General features: G+C 42.1%; 26 protein-coding genes. 16 read left to right on the top strand and 10 right to left on the bottom strand.

The window, feature by feature from the left end:
- The first annotated feature begins 23 nt into the window (after nucleotides 1-23).
- Nucleotides 24-941, top strand: coding sequence for an archaemetzincin (locus LNTAR_RS21585; protein WP_007280897.1), 918 nt, complete (start codon nucleotides 24-26; stop codon nucleotides 939-941).
- A gap of 1 nt (nucleotide 942) precedes the next feature.
- On the opposite strand, the gene LNTAR_RS21580 is transcribed toward LNTAR_RS21585, so the two are convergent.
- A complete protein-coding gene (locus tag LNTAR_RS21580; protein WP_007280896.1) occupies nucleotides 943-1,563 on the bottom strand; it encodes an arylesterase in 621 nt (206 codons plus the stop codon).
- 535 nt (nucleotides 1,564-2,098) lie between these two features.
- On the opposite strand from LNTAR_RS21580, the gene LNTAR_RS21575 reads away from it, so the two are divergent.
- The 8 genes from LNTAR_RS21575 to LNTAR_RS21540 all read left to right on the top strand — a co-directional run bounded on the left by LNTAR_RS21575 (nucleotide 2,099) and on the right by LNTAR_RS21540 (nucleotide 12,589).
- Entirely contained in the window at nucleotides 2,099-3,136 is a 1,038-nt protein-coding gene (locus LNTAR_RS21575) for an AAA family ATPase (RefSeq protein WP_007280894.1), read from the top strand.
- 3 nt (nucleotides 3,137-3,139) lie between these two features.
- Nucleotides 3,140-4,006, top strand: coding sequence for a DUF58 domain-containing protein (locus tag LNTAR_RS21570; protein ID WP_007280893.1), 867 nt, complete (start codon nucleotides 3,140-3,142; stop codon nucleotides 4,004-4,006).
- Nucleotides 4,003-4,758, top strand: a complete 756-nt coding sequence (locus LNTAR_RS21565; RefSeq protein WP_007280892.1) for a hypothetical protein — start codon at nucleotides 4,003-4,005, stop codon at nucleotides 4,756-4,758. The genes LNTAR_RS21570 and LNTAR_RS21565 overlap by 4 nt, the downstream gene beginning before the upstream one ends.
- Nucleotides 4,755-5,678: a vWA domain-containing protein gene (locus LNTAR_RS21560; RefSeq protein WP_007280891.1), complete on the top strand. Its 924-nt coding sequence runs from the start codon at nucleotides 4,755-4,757 to the stop codon at nucleotides 5,676-5,678. Before LNTAR_RS21565 ends, LNTAR_RS21560 begins: the two co-directional genes overlap by 4 nt.
- Nucleotides 5,672-6,670 (top strand): vWA domain-containing protein, encoded by a 999-nt coding sequence (locus tag LNTAR_RS21555; protein WP_007280890.1) that lies wholly within the window; start codon nucleotides 5,672-5,674, stop codon nucleotides 6,668-6,670. The genes LNTAR_RS21560 and LNTAR_RS21555 overlap by 7 nt, the downstream gene beginning before the upstream one ends.
- A complete protein-coding gene (locus LNTAR_RS21550; protein WP_007280889.1) occupies nucleotides 6,667-7,410 on the top strand; it encodes a hypothetical protein in 744 nt (247 codons plus the stop codon). The genes LNTAR_RS21555 and LNTAR_RS21550 overlap by 4 nt, the downstream gene beginning before the upstream one ends.
- A gap of 16 nt (nucleotides 7,411-7,426) precedes the next feature.
- A complete protein-coding gene (locus LNTAR_RS26265) occupies nucleotides 7,427-11,098 on the top strand; it encodes a thioredoxin family protein (RefSeq protein WP_007280888.1) in 3,672 nt (1,223 codons plus the stop codon).
- A gap of 78 nt (nucleotides 11,099-11,176) precedes the next feature.
- A complete protein-coding gene (locus LNTAR_RS21540) occupies nucleotides 11,177-12,589 on the top strand; it encodes a sulfatase (RefSeq protein ID WP_040915548.1) in 1,413 nt (470 codons plus the stop codon).
- On the opposite strand, the gene LNTAR_RS21535 is transcribed toward LNTAR_RS21540, so the two are convergent.
- From LNTAR_RS21535 to LNTAR_RS21525, 3 genes are read right to left on the bottom strand one after another with little or no spacing between them, the layout of a single operon-like run.
- Entirely contained in the window at nucleotides 12,590-12,979 is a 390-nt protein-coding gene (locus LNTAR_RS21535; protein WP_007280886.1) for a YbaN family protein, read from the bottom strand.
- Nucleotides 12,980-13,026: 47 nt separating this feature from the next.
- Nucleotides 13,027-14,793 carry a trypsin-like peptidase domain-containing protein gene (locus tag LNTAR_RS26260; protein ID WP_007280885.1) on the bottom strand — a complete coding sequence of 589 codons (1,767 nt, stop codon included), beginning with the start codon at nucleotides 14,791-14,793 and terminating at the stop codon, nucleotides 13,027-13,029.
- Nucleotides 14,790-16,148, bottom strand: a complete 1,359-nt coding sequence (locus LNTAR_RS21525) for a PDZ domain-containing protein (protein ID WP_007280884.1) — start codon at nucleotides 16,146-16,148, stop codon at nucleotides 14,790-14,792. The genes LNTAR_RS26260 and LNTAR_RS21525 overlap by 4 nt, the downstream gene beginning before the upstream one ends.
- 78 nt (nucleotides 16,149-16,226) lie before the next feature.
- On the opposite strand from LNTAR_RS21525, the gene LNTAR_RS21520 reads away from it, so the two are divergent.
- Nucleotides 16,227-16,703, top strand: a complete 477-nt coding sequence (locus LNTAR_RS21520) for a thermonuclease family protein (protein WP_007280883.1) — start codon at nucleotides 16,227-16,229, stop codon at nucleotides 16,701-16,703.
- Here LNTAR_RS21520 and LNTAR_RS21515 read toward each other — a convergent pair.
- The 6 genes from LNTAR_RS21515 to LNTAR_RS21495 all read right to left on the bottom strand — a co-directional run bounded on the left by LNTAR_RS21515 (nucleotide 16,700) and on the right by LNTAR_RS21495 (nucleotide 21,213).
- A complete protein-coding gene (locus LNTAR_RS21515; RefSeq protein ID WP_007280882.1) occupies nucleotides 16,700-17,191 on the bottom strand; it encodes a hypothetical protein in 492 nt (163 codons plus the stop codon). The genes LNTAR_RS21520 and LNTAR_RS21515 overlap by 4 nt on opposite strands.
- A 12-nt stretch (nucleotides 17,192-17,203) precedes the next feature.
- Nucleotides 17,204-18,508, bottom strand: coding sequence for an RsmB/NOP family class I SAM-dependent RNA methyltransferase (locus LNTAR_RS21510; protein WP_007280881.1), 1,305 nt, complete (start codon nucleotides 18,506-18,508; stop codon nucleotides 17,204-17,206).
- Nucleotides 18,509-18,529: 21 nt separating this feature from the next.
- Nucleotides 18,530-19,045: a tetraacyldisaccharide 4'-kinase gene (locus LNTAR_RS28320; RefSeq protein ID WP_274377970.1), complete on the bottom strand. Its 516-nt coding sequence runs from the start codon at nucleotides 19,043-19,045 to the stop codon at nucleotides 18,530-18,532.
- A 71-nt stretch (nucleotides 19,046-19,116) separates the two neighbouring features.
- Entirely contained in the window at nucleotides 19,117-19,695 is a 579-nt protein-coding gene (locus tag LNTAR_RS28315) for a tetraacyldisaccharide 4'-kinase (protein ID WP_007280878.1), read from the bottom strand.
- A gap of 31 nt (nucleotides 19,696-19,726) precedes the next feature.
- Nucleotides 19,727-20,212, bottom strand: coding sequence for a nucleoside-diphosphate kinase (ndk, locus tag LNTAR_RS21500; RefSeq protein WP_007280877.1), 486 nt, complete (start codon nucleotides 20,210-20,212; stop codon nucleotides 19,727-19,729).
- A 131-nt stretch (nucleotides 20,213-20,343) separates the two neighbouring features.
- Complete coding sequence (locus tag LNTAR_RS21495; RefSeq protein WP_007280876.1) at nucleotides 20,344-21,213, bottom strand: esterase/lipase family protein; 870 nt, start codon at nucleotides 21,211-21,213, stop codon at nucleotides 20,344-20,346.
- Nucleotides 21,214-21,378: 165 nt separating this feature from the next.
- On the opposite strand from LNTAR_RS21495, the gene folK reads away from it, so the two are divergent.
- The 6 genes from folK (at nucleotide 21,379) to LNTAR_RS21465 (ending at nucleotide 26,547) form a co-directional block, all read left to right on the top strand.
- On the top strand, nucleotides 21,379-21,846 hold the full coding sequence (folK, locus tag LNTAR_RS21490) for a 2-amino-4-hydroxy-6-hydroxymethyldihydropteridine diphosphokinase (protein WP_040915560.1): 468 nt from the start codon (nucleotides 21,379-21,381) through the stop codon (nucleotides 21,844-21,846).
- Between the two features lie 53 nt (nucleotides 21,847-21,899).
- Nucleotides 21,900-22,535 (top strand): DOMON domain-containing protein, encoded by a 636-nt coding sequence (locus LNTAR_RS21485; RefSeq protein ID WP_157473774.1) that lies wholly within the window; start codon nucleotides 21,900-21,902, stop codon nucleotides 22,533-22,535.
- Nucleotides 22,532-23,935, top strand: a complete 1,404-nt coding sequence (locus LNTAR_RS21480; RefSeq protein ID WP_007280873.1) for an ATP-binding protein — start codon at nucleotides 22,532-22,534, stop codon at nucleotides 23,933-23,935. Before LNTAR_RS21485 ends, LNTAR_RS21480 begins: the two co-directional genes overlap by 4 nt.
- Nucleotides 23,936-23,937: 2 nt before the next feature.
- Nucleotides 23,938-24,408 carry a T6SS immunity protein Tdi1 domain-containing protein gene (locus LNTAR_RS21475; RefSeq protein WP_007280872.1) on the top strand — a complete coding sequence of 157 codons (471 nt, stop codon included), beginning with the start codon at nucleotides 23,938-23,940 and terminating at the stop codon, nucleotides 24,406-24,408.
- Between the two features lie 131 nt (nucleotides 24,409-24,539).
- Nucleotides 24,540-25,880, top strand: coding sequence for a P-loop NTPase (locus LNTAR_RS28310; protein ID WP_083800113.1), 1,341 nt, complete (start codon nucleotides 24,540-24,542; stop codon nucleotides 25,878-25,880).
- Entirely contained in the window at nucleotides 25,870-26,547 is a 678-nt protein-coding gene (locus LNTAR_RS21465; RefSeq protein WP_007280870.1) for a hypothetical protein, read from the top strand. Before LNTAR_RS28310 ends, LNTAR_RS21465 begins: the two co-directional genes overlap by 11 nt.
- Nucleotides 26,548-26,559: the final 12 nt, after the last annotated feature.

The following is a 26,559-nucleotide window of genomic DNA, read 5'->3' as shown; positions in this document are numbered from 1 at the left end:
AAATGAATGATGGAGGTCGCTTTATGAAGTTTTATCAATGGCTTTGCTTTTTTGTACTCTTTAATGTTGGAGCTCAACACGAAGAAATAGAGCGCAAAGCCAAGGTGCTTCGCTCTGAAAGACTCCCAACTCAATATGAGAAGCTAAAAGCGCTTCACGAAAAATTTGGCGAGATACAAGCAGGCGATTGGTTGGCTCAGCATGAAGAATCGGGGCAGAGTGTCAAAGAATACATCCGCACCCGCCGTGTTCGTCGTAGTTCAGTCAAAAAATATATTTATATACAAAGAATTGGAAACTTCACCGAGACACAAAGCGAGATCTTAGATAAGACCAAGACTTATATGAGTTTATGTTTTGGGGTCGAAGTCAAAGAGCTCAAGGCCTTACCTGAAAAAGCTATTTCACCTTCAGGTCAACGCATTCATCCCTCCTGGGGTATGAAGCAGTTTTATACCAAGTACTTGATGGAGGATATTCTCAAAAAGCAAAAGCCAAAAGACGCCTTGTGTCTCATTGGGTTTACAGCGACTGACTTATACCCCGACCCCAATTGGAATTTTGTTTTTGGTATTGCGAGGCCACGCGATGGTTTGGGTTTGTGGTCGATTTATCGCAATGGCAATCCAGATGAAAGTCAGGAGGCCTATCAACTTTGTTTGAAGAGAACGATAAAAACAGCTATTCACGAAGCGGGACATCTATTTAGCATCAAACACTGTCTCGCATACAAGTGTGTTATGAATGGCAGTAACTCCCGGGAGGAATCCGATAGTCGAAATCTTTATTTTTGTCCTTCCTGCCTCTATAAGCTTTGTGGTAATCTTAAGATCAATTCGGGTGAACGCTTTGCGAGGCTCGCAAAATGTTGCGACGAAAATTCTTTTACTGAAGAATCCGAGTTTTTTAGGAGATCCATCAAGGCTCAAGCGGAGGAGTAAATTACTTTGAAGGGCTTGATTGACTCGGCTTTGCTTTGAGGATATCCCATACCAGTTGGCAGATGATTTTGTGTCCCTCAGGATTGGGGTGAATTCCATCGGGGAGATTCATTTTTGCGTGACCCGCAACCTCCTCTAGCATAAAGGGGATGAGTTCGATTTTATTTTTCTCAGCGAGCTTAGGGTAAACTTTTTCAAAGCTAGTCGCATAATCTTGTCCCATATTGGGGGGAGTTTTCATGCCCGCTATGATGATCCGAATACTAGGCTTTTTTTCTTTGCAATAATCGATAATACTCTGAAGATTTTTTTCCAACATTTCCGTGCTCAAACCACGTAAGCCATCATTCGCTCCGAGAGCAAGGATAAGAACGTCGACATCTTTTTTGAAGAGCCATTTCACTTTGCTCATGCCACCAGCTGAGGTGCTGCCGCTCGAGCCCGCATTGATGACTTTTGCAGAGGCCTTTTCTGCATCGAGTTTATTTTGAAGAAGCGCTGGCCAAGCCTCGCTTTCTAAAACGCCATAGCCAGCCGTTAAACTATCGCCTAGGCAAACAATGCGCTGCTCTTCAGCAATTGTAGTGAGGGCGAAAGTCAATATTAAGAAAAAGTATTTCATGTAATTCCGTGATTCATTTTTTCAGAATATAGACCAATGCTAATAGATGGCAATATTTAATAAAAAAGCCACTCAAAAGAATCGAGTGGCAATTGGCTGTCTTTACTTCCCAAACTTTGAAGTAATCTAATTGTTAGCCGGTGTCAAAAATTTTGATTTTTCAGGCTGAAATTTACTGAGGTCTTTTGTTTCTTTTATACGATTCTTAACATCGAATATTTCGATTTTTTCGTACTCGGAGCTTTAAAAAAGATGGCTTTGATAGCGAAAGCACTTGTCGACATGCTCATCGACATAGAGCAAGTTAAACTTTTGCTTGCTATCGTTAGGGGGTGAGCATTTTAGTATCGGTATCATTGGTTTTATATAAATTCTAAGGGTTTGGAGCTAATAGTTCATGGTATGTAAAAAGTCTATAATTTTTCATTAAAGTCATTATTTGCACTGAGTTTGAGGAATTTTTTGATAAAGTTTGAGTAAGCTCAAGAGGAGCATTTAATCAAACTTGAAAAAGAGATGCCGAAAGTGCCTATTAATGCATAAGGTTTCAACCACAGATGACTGTGGATCAATTTTAATGACGGAGAGTGTTTTGAGTGATAAGTCCGAAGCGATAGAATTTATACAAAAAATAAGAAGCCAAGTTGGCAAAGTAGTGATAGGTCAGGATGAAGTAGTTGAAAGGGTATTAATTGCTCTGTTTACTGGGGGACACTTATTGCTCGAGGGTTTACCGGGCTTAGCAAAAACACTCTTAGTCAACACCGTGGCAAAAGCTGTTGATTTAGAGTTTAGTCGCGTTCAGTTTACCATCGATATGTTGCCATCCGATATTCTGGGAAGTGAAATGCTCGACCAACAAAAGGGCGGCTTTTATGTGAATAAAGGTCCCGTTTTCACTAATTTACTTTTAGCCGATGAAATTAACCGAGCGGCACCAAAAGTGCAGGGTGCTTTGCTCGAATGTATGCAGGAACGCAAGGTGACCATTGGTAAAGAAAGTTTTCAGTTACCTTCACCCTTTTTGGTGATTGCCACACAAAATCCCGTTGAGCAGAGTGGGACATTTGAGTTGCCAGAAGCGCAGCTCGACCGCTTTATGATGATGCACCGTCTAGGCTACCCCAAAGAAGAGGAAGAATTCAGTATTTTGACTCAGCAACTCGGCTTAGGTTTAAACAAAAGTGAAAAAGGTGGAGCCGTTCCACAAAGTGCCTTTGATTTGATCGAAGATAAAGCAATTGGTGGTATTGAGCACTTGGTTAAAGTCATGGAAATGATTCAGACTGTACATGTGAGTGAAGTTTTTACTCAACATTGTTTACAGCTGGTGAGAAAAACTCGTGAAAACCCACTCATCGAAATGGGGGCGAGTCCACGTGCCGGCCTTGCCTTAGTTCAAGCCGCCCGTGCGAGAGCTTTTATTCATGAACGCGATTATGTCGTTCCCGAAGATTTATTTGCTTTGGCAGAGGATGTGGTTTTACACAGAATTCGTTTAACTTATGAAGCCTTGGCGGAAGGGCATAGTGGACGTGAGGTTTTAAATCAGAGTCTCAATCAATTGGGGTGATTTTTGGCCTCTACTCCCCCAGTTAATGACCATCTCGATGAGAAACAGTTTTCTCTAGCGGTCAAACGTCTCGCGGATAGCTTGGCTTATGGCGCTGATTCATCGCCGTTTTTAGGAGGTGGGATCGACTTTGTACAGTCGCGTCAATACATACCGGGCGATTCGGTGAAGTCAATTGATTGGCGCGTAACAGCGAGAACGGGAAAAGTATTTGTCAAAGAGTACGAAGCTCCCAAACAAATGCCGATGTATATTTTGCTTGATACTTCAGCTTCGATGTGTGTGAGCTCACTTAAGTTGAGCAAATATGCTTTAGCAGTACAAATTGCGACTGGCCTGGCACTTGTTGCGCAAGATCGTATGAGCCCCGTAGGTTTAATGGGCTGTGGTAGTAGGGAAAGGGATTTGCACTTTCAGCCGAGTTTGTCAAAAAATGTGCTTATGCAATGGGCGTATAGTTTGCGTCATTATAATCTTGAAGAGAGTACCTCGCTGTCTCTGACCTTACGCCATTTATTACCTTCTTTAAAAAGTAAAAGTCTGTTAGTTATCATTTCAGATTTACATGATCCCGAAGCGATTTCGGCATTGAAGCTCGCGCATCAAGAACACGATTGCTTAGTTTTACTCATGCGAGACCCCGCAGAGGATGGGTCGCTTGGTGGTGGGATTTTTCGTGCACACGAAGCGGAGTCTCCTAAAGCCTTTGTCAGTCACGGTAAGAAACTGGGCTTAGCGGGAGAAAATTATACCGAAAAATTAAAGCGAGCAGGTTTAGATCATTTATTATTGAGAACAGATTTACCAGTTATGTCGAAGTTGCGTCATTTCTTAAAGCATAGAGATCTCTTAGGCAAGAGTCGTTTATGAAACCTTTCTTGCTCCTTCTGCTTTTTACTTTTTCGGCGTATTCACTTGAGTTGGGAGTTGCCCATCAGCAAAAAATAAGTTTGCCGAGTGATGATTGGGAAATTGAGCTAGGAACAGAGGAAGCGGGGTTAGAACTCCGCTTGATCAATATTGCAAAAGTGAATGAGGCTTATATTTACAATTTTGAGATTATAGCCAATGAAGTGGGTCGCTTTAATATCATGGATTTTTTGCGGTCTCCGCAAAATTCAGACCTTAAGAAAGTAGCTCCCTTGTGGTTGGAGTTTACTTCAAGTTTACCCAAAGATTTTAATGGGGAACTTATTGCTTATGATCAAAATCAAATTGAATTAAAACCGTGGTATCAATCTTTGACTCGAGTCTTAATTGCGGTGTGGTTTTTAGGCTTAATACTGATCATTTTTGTGAGGAAAAAGAAAGAAATTGTCCTAGTTAAAGTTCAAGCTGAGGTGACTTTAGCCGACTTTCTCTTAGAGAGACTAGAGCAGCTTAACCAAGGGAAGTCGAGTAAGGATTTATGGCAAGAACTTGAGCTCAGTTGCATTCAGTTTTGTCGTGAACATCTACAAATTAAAGATCTCTCGGGAGCCGAGGTTTTTGAAAGACTAAAAGAAGATGATGAAAGTGGGAAGCTCATAAGCAGTTTAGAAAAAGCTCTGCATGCCAAAGAGAAACTCAATCTGCAGAGTTTGTTGAATCAGATTCGTCGCTTTACTGAGGAAAGAAGATGAACTTGGATTTGATGACTTTTTCTTCAAGTGAATGGTTCCTCTTAGGAGTGATCCCATTGCTGCTGATATTTCAGGTTTGGCTCAGCAAAGGGCAGCCTATTACCTTGCCGATGGATGGCGGAGAGGCCTCGAATCAGAGATTTGTCAGAGTCTTATGCAATTTAGCGGGGATGTTACCAAGCCTACTTTTAATTATTGTAATTTTCATTTTAGCGGGGCCTAAAATTAAAGGTAAGCCGGAAGACGAAAAAATTATTTCCAATATTCAGATTTGTTTAGATTCATCGGGGTCCATGAGAGCGGACTTTGGCGGAAAGAATCGCTATGAAGTGGCTATGCAAGCCGTGAAAGAATTTACGGAATACAGAGAAGGCGATGCCTTTGGCTTAACGGTGTTTGGTACGGAATACATCAATTGGGTTCCCGTCACTAAAGATACTTCTGCGATTGCATTAGCGACGCCATTCCTTGCACCAGATCGAATGAGCAAGTGGTTTGGAGGAACCAATATTGCTAAGGCCTTAAGAGGCAGTCAACAGCAACTCTTACAACAAGAAGATGGCGATCGCATGATCATTCTCGTTTCAGATGGCGTGAGTGGAAGCCCAAATGATACAGTGGATATGGCTCAGGAACTTAGAAATAACAAGATTGTTGCCTACTGCATTTATATTGGTTCTGGTAATGGCAGCCCAGAGATGAATGCCCTGGCGGCGATAACGGGTGGCCAAGTCTTTGGCGTTAATAACCCAAAAGCTTTAGATGAAACCTTTCGTTTTATCGATAAAATGGAGAAAGCAAAGTTCATCAAAAAAGAAGCCAAAGAAGAAGATTATTACAAGCCTTTCTCTATCGGCGGCCTAAGTTTTTTGACTCTTTATTTGCTGAGCCTTTATGGTTTGAGGTATAACCCATGGTAGCTTTGATGATTGCAGTGGGCGTCTTTATTTTGTGTTTTTTAGCTGAGTGGATTCACAGTAAACGAATTGGGAAATTGGCTTCTTTAAGTTTTGGGCCAGAAGGTCGAGCGCGAAGGTGGACAATGTTTGTTCCTTTAATTCGATCATTAGCTATGGCAAGTTTAGCCTGGGGGCTCTTAGTTTTAATGAATTATAAGCAAGTCAATTTAGGTGATGATTTAGAAGGAGAAAAAATTCCTCCTGATAAAGTTGAGCATGTCTTAATTATCTTGGACGTTTCTCCAAGTATGTATCTGGACGATGCGGGTTTTTCGGGTGATATGCAACGTAAATTACGCGCTCGTGAAGTTCTCGAGTCGATGATGGAGCGCATTAAAGATCCCCATGTGAAATACAGTATTGTTGCAACTTTTACCGATGCCTTGCCAGTGATTATTGACTCCACTGACGAAGCGGTGATCGCAAATATTCTTGATCTGCCAATGGATCAAGCTTTTACTCCAGGGAAAACGGATTTGTTAAAGGGAATTCAGAAAGCTTTTGAGGTCGCGAAGAAATGGCGTCCTGATTCCTGTACTTGCCTATTGATTTCTGACGGTGATTCCACATCAGAAATAGGCATGCCCGAAGCTCCCAGTGCAATCAAAGAATTTTTGGTGGCAGGTGTGGGGAGCTCAGAGGGGATGTTTATTGACGGCCACCAATCGAGACAAGATACTTTGAGTTTGAAACGTCTAGCCAAACGGCTGCGTGGGCAGTATCAGGATGTGAATCAAAAGCATTTGTCTACGCAAGTTTTAGGCGACTTAGCAGGTGATACTGAAGAAGAAGCCAAAAGTTTTACTCTTCGTGAATGGGCTTTGCTCACGTGTTTCCTTTCTAGCTTACTCTTGGCCTTGCTGCCTTATCTACTCTTGAATTTTGCACTTGATCAGAAACAACAGCGTTCAAAAATTAGAGACTTACATGATTTTGGGAGCCCGGTGAAATGAAGAAGTACCTTTTGTTTTTTTGGTTTATCCTTCCAGTCTTTTGGGCCTATTTTCATTTTGGAAAAGGGCAAGAGTATATCTTGCATGACCGCGTTGCCGAACTAAAGGCTCAGGGGGATCTTTTGAATACTGAAGGGCAATGGCAGGAGAGTTTAGTTATCTATGATGAGGCACTGGCTTTATTAGAGAAGAATCCTTTAGATCGAGCGGAAGCGGCTCTTCGTCTCGCCAAATCCAAAGTGTACCTCAACAATAAACAAATTGTGAAGGCGACTGAAGAAGTTGAGTCGCTAATGGAAATGATTTATGATAAAGACATCGAATTGAGTCAAAGTGATCAAGATAAAGTCAGAGCGACTTTGGGACATAGCTTATATTATACGGCTTGGCATATGAGGCTCGAGGGCGTGGCAAAACAATATTGGAAAAAAGAAGTGGAAAGTGCGAGACAGCACTTACGTTTTTTGGCAGAAGACAATGCTTTGAACAAGGATAGGGTGTATAATTTACAAGCAAGTATTGCCTTGGGAAAAATTGATCGAAAGAATTTGCGTTTGAACGCTTTGCCAGAAGATGATTCAGGTAGAGGTTCCCAGGGAGTTGGTGCAGGGCGCGGTGCCATGGGTCAACAGGCGGGACAGGAAGGCGAGGGCTCAGGTGAAGGTTTAGGCGATGGCGAAGGTCAAGAAGATGCTCGCGGTTCGGGACTAGGTGAAAGACCAGAAGGGACAGGGTCATAATTATTAAGGAGTCAATATGTATAGGTTATTTTTAGGAATCATATTTTGCTGTTGGAATCTTTGCGTTGCGGAGGTTTTGACTGAGGGCCATAAAGCTGGCCAGTGGACGATGGATTATCAGGCTGCGAAAAAGTATGCTCAGGATAATAAAAAGGTTTTATTTATCAATTTTACCGGTAGTGATTGGTGTGGTTGGTGTAAGCTGATGGATAAAGCCGTATTTGCAGATCCTCAATGGGCGGAGTTCGCAAAAAAAGAGCTGAGCTTGGCTTATATTGATTTCCCACAAAACAAAAAATTGGTTCCCGCAAAATTTGTCGAACAAAATGCCGTTCTCAAGACGAGCTTTGAAATTAAGGGCTACCCCAGTTACGTTGTGATTAAACCTGATGGAAAAACAATTTTAGGTCGCTTAGGAGCTGAGCGGAATATTACAGCCAATCAATTCATTGATAAAGTTAGAGCCTTGTTGCCTGTGCAAGGTGGCGTGACAGAAATCACTTTGGTCAATCGCCAGAGTGAAGTGATTGATGATATGAATAAGAAACTGCGTGAGTTCGCCAAAGGTGATGGCTTCACGAGAAAAATAGTCTACGAAGATACTTATAATAAACTTGTGGGACTCTTAGAAAAAGATCCCGTTCTCTTCACGGCTTTAGATCTTAAAGGTTTTGTGGAACTGATGTTCTATGGCGAGGCGCAGAAATTGTCTAAATTAATTGCTTTGGTAAAGAAGAGTGCGAGTGCCGGTTCACCAGAGGATTCTTTATATCGAGAAATTGAAGAGCGAGCGAAAGAAAAAGACTTGAGAAAGACTTTTCTTTACATGAGTTTTTATTCGAGTTTTGGTCAACGCGAAAAAGCCATGGAACTGATGCCACAAATGGATGAATTGAAAAAACTGGCGAGTTTAGAAAAAGCCAAGCCGTGGTTAGCTTTACTCAAATCAATCAATAGTAAAAGTTACCTAGACTTATGCTTCGCACTTCAAGAAAAAGATCTGCCTTTAGATGATAAAATAGAACTTGTTAAAAATATCGCGGATTATTGCGCTTCAGCCGATGATGCTTTTATGGACAAATGGTTTAGATCCATTTTTGCCAATGAAGATTTACTGGAAGCCCTAAAAAAACGCTTCGATGAAAAACTAATAGCGATACATAAATCAAAAAACTACACTCAAAGAGCGATTGACCTTGCTAGCAGCATGAGAGTGATTAACCGTCTGTCCACAGTAAATGTTAATGCGGGACTTTCACGCACAGCTGTACGCCACTGGCAGTGGGAATATGCCCATAGCTTAGTAGAGAAGAAAAAGGAGATGAGCGTTCAAAGCAATAGCCGTAGTAAGGCAAAACGAGCTCCTAAGTACGTTAACTTTAATACCCTAGTAAAAAATGTTCCCTCAAGTCAAACTCTAAGTGGCTTAAGTTATGCAGAACAGCAACTTTTTTCTTTTCAGGAAGCGATCGCCCAATTAAAGCAAGGCATCTATTCCGAACCTGCTTTTGATCGTTTGTTAAGCTTCAAGGATCACTACCCCCAAACAATTGGGCGTATCTGTAACGAAGTTTTTGATGATTGGGCGCGAACAGTGAATCCCAATCGAAATAACATGGCACGAACAGTGCAATCACGAGGGCAGATATTTCGAAGTGAACCCAAGGGGATTCCTTTAACGCGTTTGCGTCAAAAGAAGAATCTTGAAGATTGTCAGGCAATGTTTAGCAAAGTGTATGAGGCAGGCATAAAAGTTGACCCAGCAGCTCAAGTCAAAGCTTTTGTTGCTTGTTTTAGCCAAGCCGAAATCATTAGTGAAGATGATGTTAGATTAGTCTTTGGTGATTTAGATCAACTCGATGATAAGACTTTGCTCGTCTTATGCCGTCAATTAGTGGCTCTCGTACAACGAGATTGGGTAGATGATAAAACGCGTCGACAAATTCAGTTGCAGTATCAAACGAACCGCAGTGAGCAAGAGGCACAAAAAGAGGCTGTGAGTGCTTACCAAGCTGTTATTAATCTGCTCTCAGGGCGATTGAAAACAAAAGGTGACAATATCGCATTAACAGTCAGTTTAGCAGCAGTGCTCTACGATTTTGCAGAGTATAAAAATAAGAATAAACTCTGTAGTGCCGCTGAATATAGTGAACTTCGGAAAGATGCTTTCTCGCGTTTTAGGGACTGTGCGCGTTTGTATGAATCTTTGTTAGAAGCAAGGAAATCAGAATACACAATTCAACCCTACACTCAATGGTTTAGCATCATTCTTGGAGCAAGTAATCTACAAGGTTTAGAGATGAGTTCTTCTGTATCCGATATGCAACTCAAAGAATTGCGTGCGCAGTTATTCTCAATGGATGAACAATGGCGTGAGCGTCATATCAATATGTTTGGTGAGTGGTTAACGGGCATGTGGCCGCAATTACAGCCTCACGTTAAGCTGCCTTTTATGTCAGCCGCGAAATTTATTATGGGAGACCATCCTTCTCTTGATGGAATTACCAAGCAGCTACAGTTCTATGAAGATTTATTGACTGAAGTGAAGCTCAATTTAAAGTTAGATGGCTCAAGTTCGGTAGGTCATGTGAATGAGTTTGGTGTGTTTGTGAGCCTGCATCATAGTAAAGAGTTGGGACGTGAATCGGGAGGTTTCGATAAGTATGCCTTGGGTGCGGTAAATATCAGTGGTCGAGGGGTAACAAACTATCGTAAGAAATTAACGGATCAGATTAATAAAGCTCTCAAGGATAAATTTGAGTTAGGTAGTATTACCTGGGTTTTGGATCGACCTAAGGCCATGGGCTTAGCACGTAAACATTGGCAGGAAACACCTTTAGCCTACTTAACTTTGAGATCTAAAGATCCTGCAGTGGATAAACTTCCCGAAATTATTATTGAGATGGATTTTAATGATGGGCAAGGGCAGGTTGTACTTCCGGTGCGGTCAAACACCCTTCGCCTTTCAAGCAAATCGACAGATTATCAAGTGAGACCCTATAAAAATGCGAACTTAGAGCTCATTCTCGATAGTCGTGGTGCTCATGAAGGTAAAGTTTCTATAGAGCTGCAGATGTCTGGGGAAGGTCTGTTGCCAAACATAAAAGAGCTCTTAATCATACCTAAGGATTATAAATTGAAATTAAGTGCCGAAAATGTAGAGCCTTTGGTGACTAAGTATGAGCAAAATGATGGACGCGTGACGGTTTCATCTGAATTGGCGTTTGATGCTTCCGTTGAATGGCAGGGAGAGCTGAGTAAATTTGTTTTCCCTGAAATAAAACTGGATGACATAGAAGTCTCCTACAAGAAGTATCAAGATGCTGACATTGTAGCGGCAGACAAGGAAGAATATTTAAAGGCTAAGGCGGCTCAATCTCCCGTGTTTTACATAGTGGCGACACTCTTATCGCTTATAGTTATAGCTGTACTAATCAAGCTCACAAAAGCTGTAGCTAAACAAGAGCTCGTCGAAGAAAAAATTGAATTTGAGAAGCCTCAAAAACTTAGTGCTGTTTCAGTTATTGCTTTTCTCAATCAAATCAAACAATCCGATCATGCACTAGCCACTGAAGCTGATTTAGAGAGTGATATTAAGCTTATTGAAGAAAGCTATTTTTCAGAAAATAGTAGCCACCTTGAGCCCCAACTAGAAGAGCTGGTCGATAAGTGGTATAAACGTTTGTAAGAGCAAGTCGATTGAATTATATAAATTGTACTTTATTATTAATTATTTTTTAAATAATATTTAATTAATGGTGTTTTTATGTTTTTTAGATCAATTATTCTATGCATGTGTATTACCGTATGTGTTTCTGCAAAAGATAAGTACAATGTTCTTTTTATTATTTCGGATGACCTCTCGGCAACAGCTTTAAGTTCTTATGGGAATCAGGTCTGTAAAACGCCTAACATTGATCGTTTGGCTGAAAGAGGAACACTTTTCACCAAGGCCTATTGTCAAGCGACTTACTGCGGGCCTTCTCGAGCCTCATTTATGTCGGGCTACTATCCTGATGCTACGGGAGTTTTCGGCTACGTAAGTGGACGTAAAGCGATTGGAGATCGAGAAACTTGGGCAGAGTATTTTAAAAATCAGGGCTACCATACAGCTCGAGTGAGCAAAATATTCCACATGCCGGTACCCAAAGGTATCGAAGAAGGTTCAGATGGCTCAGATGATCCACGTTCATGGTCGGAAAAGTATAATTGTCAGGGGCCAGAATGGAAAGCACTAGGTGTGGGTGAAACTTTGGAAGGAAATCCCGATGGTAAACGTCCTGTTGTGGGGGGGAACACCTTTGTGAGGGTCGAGGCGGAAGGTGACGACCTGGTGCATTCTGATGGCAAAGCCGCAGTGAAAGCTATAGAGCTTTTAAACAAGTATAAAGATATGGATAAACCCTTTTTCTTGGGAGTAGGATTTGTACGTCCTCATGTGCCTTTTGTCGCGCCAAAAAAGTATTATAAAGATTATCCTTGGCAAGAGATGGAACTTCCTTCGAAGTTAGAAGGTGACTGGAATGATATTCCCAAGAAAGGCATCAATTATAAAACGAGTGAGAATATGAAAATGTCGCTTGAACAACAGAAAAAAGCTGTGAGTGCGTATTATGCATCAGTCACTTACATGGATGTTCAAGTGGGCAAAGTTTTGGATGCTTTAGAAGATTCGGGGCAAGCGGATAAGACGATTGTCATTTTTACGAGTGATCATGGCTATCATTTAGGGGAGCATGATTTTTGGGCGAAAGTAAGTTTAAAAGACGAGTCGATTCGAGTGCCACTCATTATCTCGATGCCAGGCGGAGAGGCTCTGCAAAGTGATTCTTTAGTTGAACTCTTGGACTTGTTTCCAACAACAACAAAATTGTGTACCTTAGAAATTCCTGATAGAATCCAAGGAAAAGATATTTCTGAGTTATTGCGGGATCCGCAAATAAAAGTTCGTGAGAATATTTTATCTGCCAATAATAAAGGCTGGGTTCTCCAAGGTAAACGCTGGTCATATTCGAGGTATAAGGGAAAAACTCCTAACGAAGAATTATTTGATTTACAAAAAGACCCCAAGCAGTACACAAATCTCATAAAAAACCCTGAATACCTTCATGTTGTCAAAGAAATGAGAACGGCATTTACAAATAAAATGAAAGCAGTGAAAACAAACGATCTGAAGTAATTATTTCTTACTCGGGGCATCGGGTTCTTTTAAGATGAACCAAGAGCCATAGGCTCCGGAAGCGATGAGAATGATTCTGAGGTAAATTTGAGGGAGTTTAGCAAAGCTAAAAGTGAGGAAAGTCCACATGCAGACGATGGCAATGATTTTGATTTTTCGAGGTATACCACGCCCTTCCAAGTAATCTTTAATGGGGGGGCCAAACTTGGGGTGGTTGAGGATTTTGTTATAGCGAGTTTCGCAACTCTTAGAAAAGCAAAAAGCAGCTAAGATAAAAAAAGGTGTGGTGGGTAAACCTGGTAAGGGGATACCAGCAATGCCCAATCCTATACAAACGAAACCGGCTACTTTGAGCAAGTTGCGAAGGATGGGGTTTTTAACAATTTTCATTTTTTTGTGCGGATTATGCCAAGCAGGAGCTTGGCGATGCCAATAAGTTATTTTGCCTGAGAAGCCATGGCACGGAAGGTGGCGATGAACTGTCGAATCGATTGATTATCGAAGGCATTGGTACTAATTAGTTTGCCGTCAATTTCATTATCTTTACCCGTGTAAAAAAGGTCGGCTTTGAGTGCAATCGCCGATTTCTCTTTGTCCATAGTGAATTTTTTTGATTTATAAAACTCGGGGGCATGAATGAGCTGAACAGGCGCATTGCCAACGAGGCCCAGAAGAGTTTTATTCTCAGCTGCTTTGGCTAAGAGAACCGTGATTCCAGGGATTTGATCGGTTTGTTGAGAAGAGATGATAATGCCATCCCATTCAGTCTCGGTAGCTTGCTTATCGATCATGGAGATAGAAGTGATTTCAGCGCCCGAAAGTTGAATACGCCGAATGAGTTCTTCGTGGTACTCATCTTTGTTATGAACGAGAAGGATTTTACGATCTTTAAGGGGGTAGTGAACGCGTAAAGGGATCTTAAGCTCATCGTTGCCGCGTTTGACCTTAAAGATCAAGAACTTTGTTTGGGCAATGAGGATTTTATCCATGAGGGTTTTGAAGTGTTGATCATCGCGAACTTTTTGGCCATTGAGTTCCGTGATAAAGTCATTGCGGTAGAGCCCTGCTTTGGCAGCTGTTTTATTTTTAGTTAAGCCAGCAATACGAACACCATTCATGTGTGGAAAATTATAGATATACTGGACATATTGCGTCACACGCTGAACGGCCATGCCAACTTCAGGGTAATTGATTTCTAAGAGTTCACCGATTTGATAGCCGCTTGCAGGCATGGGATCATCTTCGACTAACTTACAGCTGATGATGATTTCTTTATAAGATCCATCAGCTTGACGACGCTGAATAGTTAAGCTGCTATCAGAGTCAACTTTTTGAGTGACAAATTCCCAGTTAAAATCAAAGAAAGCTTCTTCACTAGAGCCATCAACTTTTTCTCCATTCATACCAACAATAATATCCGCTGCCTTGAAGCCAGCTTTTTCGGCAGGTGAGTTGGGAGCTACAAAGTCAATAAAAAGGCCACGGGGAGAATTGAGCACACGAGCTAGTTCCTCGGTCATGGCTTTTGTGAAAATGAGTGGTGTCTCTGCGCGTCTAAAATAACCATACTCTTTGAAGTGCTCAACGAGTGTTTTAGCAAAGTTAATGGGGATAGAGAAACCAAGGCCTGAGCCACTTTTTGCATAGGTGTTAACGCCAATCACTTCGCCATTGATATTAAAGAGTGGCCCACCGCTATTACCTGGATTGATAGCTGCGTCAGTTTGGATAACTTTGGTGAAAGTGCCGATGCTTGTTTGAGCAGTATTAGAAATAATCCCTTTAGTTAATGTTCTTTTTAACCCTAAGGGAGCACCAAAGGCGTAACATTCCTGGCCTGTACGAGCTGAGTTTGAGTCTGCGAGAATGGCAGTGCTCAACTTAGTCTTTGGCTTGATTTTAATGAGTGCTATGTCGGGATCTAAAGAAAAACCGATGACTTGTGCTTGGTATTTGGATTCATCGTGAAGAACCACAGTAATGCGTTTGGCTACGTCTTTTGGATTTTCGCGATCCATCAAAGAGATAACATGACCATTGGTGAGGATGTAACCATCCTCGGAAATAATGAAGCCACTTCCACCCGCATTTTCATGCTGAATCGAGACGACACAGGCATCAACTTTGTCGAAGAGGGCTTCGCCCTGGCTTAAGGCGAAAAGACTTGGAGTGAGGGATAAGAGGCAGAGGAGTAATTTTTTCATTTGTCAGCCTTTTTTGTTTTTTGGCCAATTGCCGTATTGAGTGAAACAAATTTGGAAACGCTACCATCAAGTAATTTTATAAGCACTTCATTTTTCTTTGCGAGGCGGATCTCGTTGATGATTTTTCTGAGATCTTGAATATTATTAATTTCTTGATGATCAATTTCCATGATGATATCTCCTGGTGAAATAAGTGGTCGACCAAAATAGGTTGACGTGGCAGCTGGACTACCTTTTTCGATTGAGGAGACCAAGACACCCGATTTTTTGTGGAGGCGGTAAGAGTAGAAATCAATAGGCGTGATGTTATTGATAGTAAGCCCGAGTTCATCAACTGAAATACTATCTGATTTTGGTTTTTTGATGAAGCTTATCACGCCAGTTAATTTCTTGCCATCGCGTTCAAAAGTGATGGGGCATTCTCGACCAATTTCGGCATCGAGTAATTTTCGAGCTTGGGAAAGAACAGGGCGCCCCTTACGTGTGAATGGTTTGTTGTCGATAGCGGTGATGATATCTCCTGCTTTTAAGCCGGCTTTTGATGCAGGTGAATCATCGATAACACGAGTGACCAAAATACTTTCTTGGCTGACGCCCATGGCTTCAGAGAAATCTTGATTGATCACTTTATAGGAAAAGCCATCCCAGGGGACATCAGAGGGGTCATTAAGGTCTTCCCCTTTTTCTATTTTGTCTAAAAGCTTGCGACAACCTTTTTCAAAGCTATCCGACATAATGACGCCATTGCCCACATAAAGCCCGATAACTTTTCCTTTGAGGTTCAAAAAAGGCATGCCAACAGGAGCTGTACCAGCGGCACGATGTTTACTAATGCCATTGACGTAAATGAGGTCACGATTACTTTCAAGTGTTCCAGCAACAGAACATAAATTAACGAAAGGGATTTGACCAAAGTCAGGGTTTGTCGGTGTTACAGAGATGATGAATTCGCCATTTTTTAGTAAAGTGGGATCACCAAAGCTAGCGGGGATCAGTTTATCAATGGGTGCTTCGGCATCGAGTTTTAAGATAGTGAAGCCTTTGAGTTTATCGGAGTAAAGGTAGGAGGCTTTGTATTCTTGCTCATCAATCCAAACACTGCAGCTGACAAAGCGCTTTTGGTCGAGATATAAAGTGGCGATATGACCTTTTTTATCCATTAACAAGCCTGTTATCGGTATCGCTTGAGTTTTGCCTTTATTGACGTGTGAGATTTCCATGTAAAGGAAGCCTTTACTGCTTTTTTCTGCAATGGAACTGACGGTTCCTTGGAGTTCGTGTAAAACTCTGATATCTGCTTGTTTGGCTGATAGTTGTGCTATGAATAAGAAGCAGAGTGATAGATATAACTTCATATGTATTTCCCCATAAAGATTGACATCTGATAAGCTAAGTTCAGTTTAAAAGATTAAAAGGACGAAAAAAGGAATAAGATGCCTTACTTAATGATCATTTTTGCCTTTCTCGCAATTTGTTCTGCCGAGGATCAAAAGCAAATTAATTTTTTTGCTAAGGCAGGATTTATACCCGACGGGGATACAGTTTTTGTGAAAGGTGGTAAATACGATGGCAAAGCGCTTCGCCTCAAGGGGATTGATGCTCCAGAACGTACACAGGCTTTTTCTAATAAATCAAGATTGAGTTTAGTGAGCAAAATATCGAAGACGCAGTTTAAAGTGGTCGTTCATGAAACGGATAAATACGGGCGCTTCTTAGCAACTGTTTATGTGGGTGAGCGCAATATTAATAAGGAGATGGTGCAAGAGGGCTGGGCATGGGCTTATACCTATAAAGGAGTGACCGAACTCTATGAGGCAGAAATGAAAAAAGCCCAGCAAGAAAAGCTGGGCTTATGGAAAGATTCTGAGCCTATGGCTCCGTGGGATTTTCGTCGTAAGAAGAAAAACTAACGAACAATCTTCTTGGGTTCTTTAGGTGGAAGATACTTAAATTTATCGAGTTGTAGGACATGATCTCCAAGCCCTTCACCGCGATACATAATTTTTCCTTGAAACAAAACTTCATCACCTCGTTCGAGTTTTTCTGCGATTTTCATGTGCTCTTTACGGCTACGCATAGTTAAGTCGGAAATAACTCCACTGCCACCTTTGAGTTTTACTTTAATTTCTGGAGCAACAGCGCTGCTTTTGTTGACGGGATTGGTCGTCATAGCAAATTCACCCTTCCATCTCACAACAGTTCCTTTGAGTTTCTTGAAGTTTTGAGCCGCATATAGGTTCTGTTCACCACAGTATTTATGATAATTCACCCAGCTTAAGTTCTTCTTGAGTGTTGTAGCTTGAGCATCACTTAGTTTCGGGCTCGAAGCTTTTGTTTTTTGTTCAGAACATGAAAAGAAGAGTAGGCTAGTGAGTAGTAAAATAAGTAGTTTTTTCATAATTAAAGTCCTTTAATTTTTTCTCCTAAAACGTGCGGCAAACATAGCGTCGCAGTCCTCTGGCGAAGGCGATATACGTAAGATACCACCTGTGGGCTTCAGAGTCAAAGGATGTGGAAAATCCTCTAAATAAAAGTCGGGGTGAGTTTTGAGAAAGTTCTCAACAATTTCTTCATTTTCGCGTACACTGAAGCTACAAGTAGCATAAACAAGAACGCCATCCGCTTTAACGCCGGGAGCTGATTTTTCTAAGATGTCGGCTTGGATAGTTGCAAGTTCTTCACAATCTTTTGCCGTACTGCTCCAGCGCGCATCGGGGTTGCGTCTCCATGTTCCTGTGCAGGAGCATGGCGCATCCACAAGAACCCCATCGTAGGGGCGTTTTTTTGATGCAGAACGTGTTTTTTTGAGGTTTTTCGTCGTGATATTTGAGAAGCGCGCGCGACGGGCGCGTTTCTTGAGGTCATCGAGTTTCCATTCGCGGATGTCCGTGGAAGTTATGCCGCCCTTGCTTTCCATGTGGTCGGCGAGAAGAAGAGTTTTTCCGCCTGCTCCAGCACAGACATCCCACCAACGTTGGCCACCTTCAGCTTGGCAAGCAAAGCCGAGGCTCTGACTAGCGAGGTCTTGCACTTCGAATTGACCATCTCGGAAACTTTTGAGTTCATAGAGGTTCACTCGTGGGTTAACGATTTTGATGGCCTTTTTCATGATTGAATGAGGGTAGATATCAAAGTCTCGTTCTTTAAGTTCGCGCAAAGTATTATTTTTATTTTGCGGTCCCTGCAAACGTATCCACATGGGGGGACGCTTTTGTAAATCGATGATTAGCTCTTCTAAATTGAAGTCTTTGGGAAGTTCTTCCACAAACCAGTCGGGAACTAAGTCAGTGTTTTTGAGTTGTTTTAAACCAAAGTGTTTGCCCATCCATTGACGTTTCTCATCGAGGTCGGTTTTAGGTACTCCTTGCATATTGACGCCAGCTAATTGAGAAAAATGTTCAGCTACGGGGTCTATGTGAAGGTTGTCGAGGCAAAGCACAGCGATTAAACCTGAACAAAACTTTTTGTTTTCGCAGGCAACGTCTGGTGCTGATATGGGTAGGATATCTTGCACCCAACCAAACCAACGAAAAAGGCTGTAAAGGGATTCGGCGATAAAGCGTCGGTCGCGAGAACCGTACTTCTTATTGTTGCGGAAAAATCGACGAAGTTCCTGATCTAAAGGATTGCGAGACTCGCGGACTTCATAAAAAATTTGAGCAATAGCTTCGCTGTAACTGCGCGCACGTGCTTGGATGAGTTTTGGATTATTCATGTGAGCAAGATGCGAGTGGAATTAAGAAAAGCAAATACGACTGATGCACTCATTGAAGCTTTCTTCGCCACTGAGGATATCGATTTCCACTCGTAGGTAAGTGATGTCAATGGAGGAATTTTTAATTTCAGGAAAGCGAACGGCGTCTTTTTCTGTGGTAACAATCAATTCGGCTCCTGCACTCTCAGAGTTTTTAACAAAGGTATCAACTTCGTCTTGGTAATACATGTGGTGATCCGCATAGCGTTCTTTATAGACGATTTCGGCACCAAAACCAATAAGGAAGTCTTCAAAACTTTGGGGTACGGCAATTGCGGAGATCGCAGCAATCTTTTTGCCTTTGAGTACACTTAACAAAGATTGATTCTGATTGATTAAACTCTTGAGATATTTGGGGCGGTGAGTACACTCAATAATTTCAGCTTTGGTATTATGTTTACGGATGAATTTTTTTAGATGGCGAAGGTGATTGCCACCATTGGCCTTAGTTAGAAAGATAAAATGTGCTCGGCGCATATTTTTTATGGGTTCACGCAGAGGCCACGGGGGAGAAGAAAGTGATTAGAGAAGGGATTCGTACTATCGATTAGTAAAATGTGATACGCGGTTTAGACGTATTGCTGAAAGCCATCATCCATTAGAGCGGTCGGCTTGGTAGTTGCGAATGGCAAAGCGACCACTTTTACGCGGTCAGGGTCAGTGAGAACAATCGCCTCGGGAACATTGCAGGCGAGCATGTAGGGTTCATCGCCAGCCATGTGCGGGCCGAGCAAAACTTCATTTTTGCCTTCAGAGACAATTCTGGGGGGGCTGACAGTTTTTTTGCCGCGAAATTTATCAAGAATTTTTGTTTTGAGTGGTTTGCTCTTACTGCGGTAGCCACGGGATAAGATGGCGACGCGACGACCTTTTTCACAAAGTGTGCGAGCAAAGATTTCGGTGACGGGAGTTTTTCCTGTACCACCTGTTGTGAGGTTGCCTATGGAGACTACTAAGCAACCTAAAGTACGGTCGCGAAATATGCGCTTATCGTAGAGAAAGTGGCGGCTCTTTACAATGGAGCGAAAGACTTTTGATAAGACAAAAAGATTGGATTTTATCAGAGAAGGGCCAAAGCCTAGCTTGTTTCCATTAATAATGGAAAGTAAATAATTTTCGGCCTTCTCTGTAAAATCTCTTAAACTCATATATTTAGGACTCTCGCGAGTCCTTAATCACTTAAAAAGCGAGGAGTTCGTCCGTGATTTTTCCATATTCAATGATTTCGTCATCATTGAACCAGAGTTTTACTTCTGTAACAGCTTCTTCAGAAGAGCCAGAAGCGTGGATGAGGTTGCGGATTGGTTTGTCATCAGGCTCCCCTGGAGCTGGGTAAGATTGGTGAGCAAAGTCGCCACGAATTGTGCCTGGAGCAGAAGATGCAGGCTCAGTTGCGCCAACCATAAGACGAATTTTTTTCACTGAGTTAATACCGCCAAGAGCGAAAACGAGAACAGGGCCCGAGAGGATATATTCTTCAACAGTTGGGTAAAAACCTTTATCAACGTGTTCTGAGTAGTGAGCACGAGCCATTTCTTGCGTAGGCTGAACAAATTTCATTCCGTGGATTTTAAGACCAGCATTCTCGAAACGAGTGATGATGTTGCCTACGAGACCGCGTTGGACGCCGTCAGGTTTGATGATGATAAGTGATTTTTCGTACATGTTTTTATTCCTTAATTTTAGTGGAGAAATGATTTCGCCTAAGATTAAACAGAGTACTTAGAATACAAGTTTGGAAAGCTTCATTCCTCACTAAATTTATGACATAGTTCAGCTCCTCAGGAACTATTTGCCTAAGGCTTGATGAAGCTGTTGATAATATGGATAGACTGATTATGATTCATGATAAAGGTGTGGCTAGCGTCAACTTTGTGATGTGATTGAGCATTTTTGAGTTTTGTGCGACTTTCGCAAACAATGCCATCGCTATTTTCATCAAAGAAAACACCTAGGGGCCAATTACTGAGTTTGGCGGGGCGATCACCGGCAATTGTAATGAATTCACAATGAGGTTCAGGTAAAGTTTTTATCAATGGGCTCGAGGAGTAAAGTTGCGAGCCTGCGGGTCCAAGTAAAAAGTTGAGATGAACACTTTTGAGCTTGTCGCAAATGGTCGAACCACGATTAGGAGCAGCCAGAAGAGCGGCTTTGTGGATGGGGGTTTGAGGCTCAAATTGACGAAACAAGATGCCTCCAAAGCTATGAGTGATGACGATATTTAGGCTGTCTGGGTGTTCTTTGATAAGCTTTTCTATTCGCAGGGCGAGGGTCTCGGTCTTGTTGAGCATGCTGGAATATTCGAGGTTGTGGACTTGGTGGCCTTGGGCGACAAGTTTATCTTCGAGTTTTGCCATGGAATGATGACTGCGGCCGAGGCCATGGATGAGGAAGATTTGTTTCTGCTTGCTTAGAGGTTTTAAAAGTGAGAGCTTCTTACGACAAAACTTTTCGCTTCCCCAATGGAGTCGCAGGTAGTTGTCTTCTAGAATTCTACAGTGTCCCGTGATGACATTTTTTTGAATTTTGTAGTCTCCTGCAACAGAGATGTCATTCCAGAACTGGACGCCTCCGAGCGTGGGTACAGCGGCAAGTCCCTGCATGTTAATGATGAATATGAAGAGCAAGAAGAGACGAATGCTGCGTAAGCGGATGAGTGAGATCATAGAAACCTTTTGTTGAAGAATTGAGCTATTGTACAGCCGATATTGTTATGGATCTATGTAATTATAGTGACGGCCTATATTGATTTAAGTGATATGGCGGTGATTAAGTTGCTTAAAAGAACAGCTGAGTTTATACTTGAAGATGATTATTTTAGGTTTTTCACAATGAAGAAAAAAGTCGCCATAGCTTTGGGCTCAAATTTGGGCGATCGCAAAGGCTACTTTGACTTTGCTCTCAAGCGCTTAGCTGAGGAGGGCTTAGAAGATTTGCGAATGGCGCAAATCCTCGAAAGCGAGCCCGTGGACTGCCCCGAAAATTCAGATGTTTATTTGAATTCGGTAGCAGTGGCCTGTTGGAGTGGAGAAGCTTTAGATCTCCTCCGGCTTTGTTTGAAGATCGAAAAAGAAGCAGGACGAGAGCGCTCAGGCCTAGTTAATGAATCACGTTTCTTGGATCTCGATGTTTTGCTTATAGAAGATGAAAATTATGATATGTCCGAACTTATTGTCCCGCATCCCCGCATGTGTGAGCGTGACTTTGTTTTAGGTCCATTAGCTGAATTAGAACCCGACTGGATAATTCCAGGGAGCGATAAAAAGGTGAGTGAAGTTTTGGAGGGCTTAGAAAGGTGATAGCTTTCAGGTTTCAGGTCTCAGTTTTTTTACTTATGATGTGGGTGTTTACTTTGTCCGCTACAGAATTGCGAATCGGTAATTTTGATGGCAAAAATTGGAGCGGAGTTCCTCAGGCTCGCGTAAAAGTTCCTGCTTATGAGGAAGAGCTGAAAGTCCAGCTTGGGATTAATGAGCAGCGTTTATTCCTTCGTGTGCGAATTCCGCAAAAAGAAGAGAATTTGAAACATCGCCCTTGGGTTTTAAAAGATGAAGAATTTGTGGTGGGAAAGCAGCTCGAAGACAGCTTAGCTTTGCGCTTTTCGCAAGAGGGTAAAGAGATTCAGGATCTTTGGTTTTGGGGAGCAAATCGCACTCAATGGGGCTTTGCTGATGACGGTTTTTTTAAGGATGGCAAGTATTCTCCAGATGCGGGTAAAGGGCCCTGGAAACTCAATTTGAGCCTAGAGTCATTGCATCGCAACCGCAACCGTTATTTACAAGCGAAACCATCGGCGAGTCGTTCTGATGTAAAAGTTAAAGCCAAATACCTTGCGGGCGAATGGGAGTTGGTTTTTGTTCGTGCTCTGAAAAGTAAGTATGAAGATGATCTAGTTTTGACTAAAAATTTCAGCTTAAGTTTGTCAAAAGATCAAAAGAGCCAGTCATCCAAGCTTATTAAAGTGAGTTTTAATGAGGCTGCTGAATGAGTTTTAAATTACTTAAGAATTTGGTTTTAGCAGTTTACCTCTTCTTAGGTGGAGTCTTTCTGTATGTTCAATACAAAGAAGTAGAAGTCCTTTCATTAGGTGTTGAAGATAATGACTTTTTAAAGCAGTATTACGATCTAAAGAATTTTGAAAAGAAGTGGATTGAGCTTGAGGAAGGTTCCTTAGAAGGGGTTCCAAGCTCAGTAAGTGAGGAAGTGCGTGAATTCGAGTTCTTGTTATCAGTTTTAGAGGAGCAGCAAGAGTATGATGCTTCTTCTGAAGAAGTAAGTTTGATTCGGGAAGAACTTGCCGATATGCGTGTGGCAATATTGAGTTTGACGCGAGAAAAAATGCTATTTTATATAGAGTCTCGAGTCGAAGCAGATGAAAAAAGTTTAAGCGCTATCGATCAAGCTGCGCGAAAAAGTTTTCTCGCTTTTGTGGTCTTTTTTCTCGTTTTTGGAGCTTTTTTAGTTTTCTTGATCCGATCAGTGCGAAAACCCTTGGATGAGATGGCCGAGGCCATGCGCGAAGTTCGCAAAGAAAACTTTTCTTATAGCCTGCCCATAGACGAAGAGCGCAGTGATGAATTGACTCAATTGAAGCGCGATTTTAATATCATGATTCGCAAGTTGGAAATTTTGCATCGTCGCACGGAGGAGAGTCGTGAGCAGTTGGAGCACGACGCCAAGCAATTGAAGGAATCCGTTGTCTCAAAAACGCGTTTTATTCGTCATTTAGGTCACGAATTGCGTTCGCCTCTCGCCGCGATTAGTAGTTTTTCGGAATTGATGCTCGAGGGTATGCACGGCGACATCACTGTGAAGCAGGAGGCGAGTCTTCAGCGCATTATGGCGAATGCGCAGAATTTGCTCGACTTGGTCAATGATTTAGTGGATCAGGCCAAAGCTGAAGCGGGTTCTTTGGAGTTGAAGTTGGAGGCCAAGGATTTAAAGGCTTTTTGTGAAGAGGTTCTTGAGAGTGTGAAGATTGAAGCAGAAAAAAGCGGGCTCAAAGTTATTTATCATGCCAGTGAAGAGGATTTAGTGTGCGATATTCACGAAGTTCGTCTGCGTCAGGTAATTGTGAATTTAATTAGCAATGCGATTAAGTTTAGCAAGCAGGGCGGAAAGCTCGAGTTACGCGTGCAGCGCAAAGGCGGCTTGGCGTTCATTGAAGTTGAAGATGATGGCATTGGGATTTCTCCAGCAGATCAACGCAATATTTTTATGGAATTTCATCAAGGTGATACGTATCAAAAAGAGAAGGGCGCTGGTTTAGGTTTGCATCTTTCTAGGCAAATAGCGCGTCTGCATGGTGGTGATATTACAGTAGTCAGTGAAAAAGGTAAAGGAAGTGTATTTAGAGTGCAGCTTCCACTCAACAATCAAAAGGTATAGTTATGGAATTAAGTTTAAACGAGTTGTTATGTACGCCTCAGGGAGAAGTCGAAAGAGAAGAGATATTAAAGGCCTGGTCATGGTTGACGAGTGACTTGCCCGTGTTGTTTACAGCGATGGGTGATGTTTTTGTCCAAGCAGAAGATGCGACTGTATCCCTATTGGATGTGACAGCCGGCGAATTGAGCGCTGTTGCGAAAAATGGTGAAGAATTTCAGGCTTTGTTGACTGATGCTGAATTTTTGACTGAAAAGTTTTATACTGAAGCCGTTGCGAAGTTTCGTAAAATTGGCAAGCGTTTAAATCCAGGTAAATGTTACGGATATAAGCAGCCTTTAGTTTTTGGTGGTGACGAAAAGCCACATAATTTAAAGATTTACTCTATTGAAGATTACTTGCGGTTGATGGGCGAGATTCACGAAAAAATTAAAGATTTACCTGAGCAATCGGAAGTCGAAATTGATTTGAACTAAGCTCGTCGATTTTTTCAAGTAGCAGAGCTTCTTGTTGACAAGTTTTCGACAGGTGAAAACATGTTGACATGAAGGGACTTTAACCTATCTTTGGGCTTATTAAATTTATAAAGTTGAGTTCAAAAAATAAGATGAATAAAGAAGAAGCCGTTTTAGAAGTTTTGTCCGTGATTATCGATCCTGATTTGGGCAAAGATATTGTGAGTTTAGGCTTTATTAAGGATTTAAAAATTTCCGACTCTGGCGAAGTCGATTTCTCTATTGAGTTAACGACGCCAGCCTGCCCAGTTAAAGAAGAGTTTCGCAGTCGTGCAACAGCTTTAGTTGAGAGCCTTTCTTGGGTTACTGAAGTGAATATCACTATGACTGCCCAGCCACAGAAAGAGATTAATGCGAATCGCGCAAAAGGCGTAGCAAAAGTTCAAAACATTATTGCCGTGACTAGCTGCAAGGGTGGTGTGGGTAAATCCACAACTGCAGTGAACTTAGCTTATTCACTTAAGCGCACAGGCGCGAAAGTCGGTATCCTCGATGCGGATATTTATGGTCCAAGCCTCCCTGTAATGGTTTCGCCACAAGATACTGATATCTACCAAGGTGGAGGTATGTTACTGCCATTGGAGTATGAAGGCGTTAAATTGATGTCCTTTGGTTTCCTTAATACTGATCAAGAAGCGGCGATTATGCGTGGTCCGATGGTGAGCCAAGTGATTGGCCAAATCGGTGGCGGATGTGACTGGGAAGAACTCGATTATTTAATTGTTGATTTCCCTCCAGGCACTGGCGATATCCAACTGACGCTCTTGCAATCTTTGCCTTTCACCGCAGCCGTTATTGTGACGACTCCACAGAACTTGAGTTTTATTGACGTGATCAAAGGTATTAAGATGTTTGATCAACTTCAGGTGCCAAGTGTGGCGGTGGTTGAAAATATGTCTTACTTCACTTGCGGAAACTGCGACGAAAAACACCGACCCTACGGGCAAGGTGCACTTAAAAAGTTAGTGGATATGTATGGTTTTCGTCATGCCTTTGAGTTGCCAATTGATGTGGAGCTGAGTAATGCAGGTGACACTGGCATCCCTCCCGTTTTAGCAGAACCAAATGGTCAGTTGGCTCGATATTACAGTGATATTGCAGCTTCGGTTGCACGTGAGATTAGCCGCATCAAATTTATGGCGAAAGATAAGCCAACAGTAGAATTTATTGAAGAGCGCGGAGTGGTGCTCACCCAAGGCGAGAAAGAGTTGGTCTTTGAGCCGCGTGAATTGCGTTTATCTTGTCACTGCGCCGCTTGTCGTCATGAATTTACTGGTGAGAAAATTCTCGACGAAAAATCTGTTCCAGCAAACGTGAAACCAGAAAGTATTCGCCCCATGGGCAATTATGCCGTTTCAGTGATTTGGTCCGATGGCCATAGTAGCTCGGTTTATGCTTACGATAAATTGTTTGAGATGAAAGATGAAGTTTGACGACAATATTTGGTACGCCGTTAATCAAACGCGTGTGGTACTTGAGCCCGAAAAAGTTTTAGAGACCTTTGGTCAAACAAAAATTAAGTACCGCATTGTGTGCCCTAGCGAAGATAATGTATGTAAAATACGCGAAGGTATTGTTTTGACTGAGAAGCCGCTGATTATGAGTGCGTCTCAATTCGCTCAAAAAATGCTTGAGGGTTTTGGTGAGAAAGCGAGTGAATATGCCGACTGGCTCAAGGGTCATGGTGAATTACTAAATGTCATTCAATATGGCTTGCAGATTCGCAAGGAAGAGATTTCTGAAAGTGAAGTTCACGAAGGTATTGATACAACGATCAGCAAAGTTGTTGAAGTTGCGGAAAAAGATAAAATGGTGAATGTTGTGATCCAGGGTGTTGATGAGATGTGGGAAGTTTCCCTGCTCAAATTCATGCAATCCTATATGCAGCGTTCGGCACCGGTTAATTTTCAAACTTTTCAGGCCCATCAAGTCAATGCAAAAGCTCAGATTGATCGTGAGCAAGATAAGTATATTGAAGATCGCTTCTACGAAGCGAGAGGGAACAAAACAAAAATTAATGATCTCGGTAGAGAACTACAGAATTTCGGAAGATTTCACGAATTTGAAGATCGCTTTTACGCCCTGTTGCGTGAGTGTTAAATCAGGAGAATA

Source organism: Lentisphaera araneosa HTCC2155 (assembly GCF_000170755.1).
Taxonomy (GTDB): domain Bacteria; phylum Verrucomicrobiota; class Lentisphaeria; order Lentisphaerales; family Lentisphaeraceae; genus Lentisphaera; species Lentisphaera araneosa.
The sequence above is the reverse complement of the archived record's forward strand: the minus strand, read 5'-3'. Positions and strand labels throughout refer to the sequence as shown.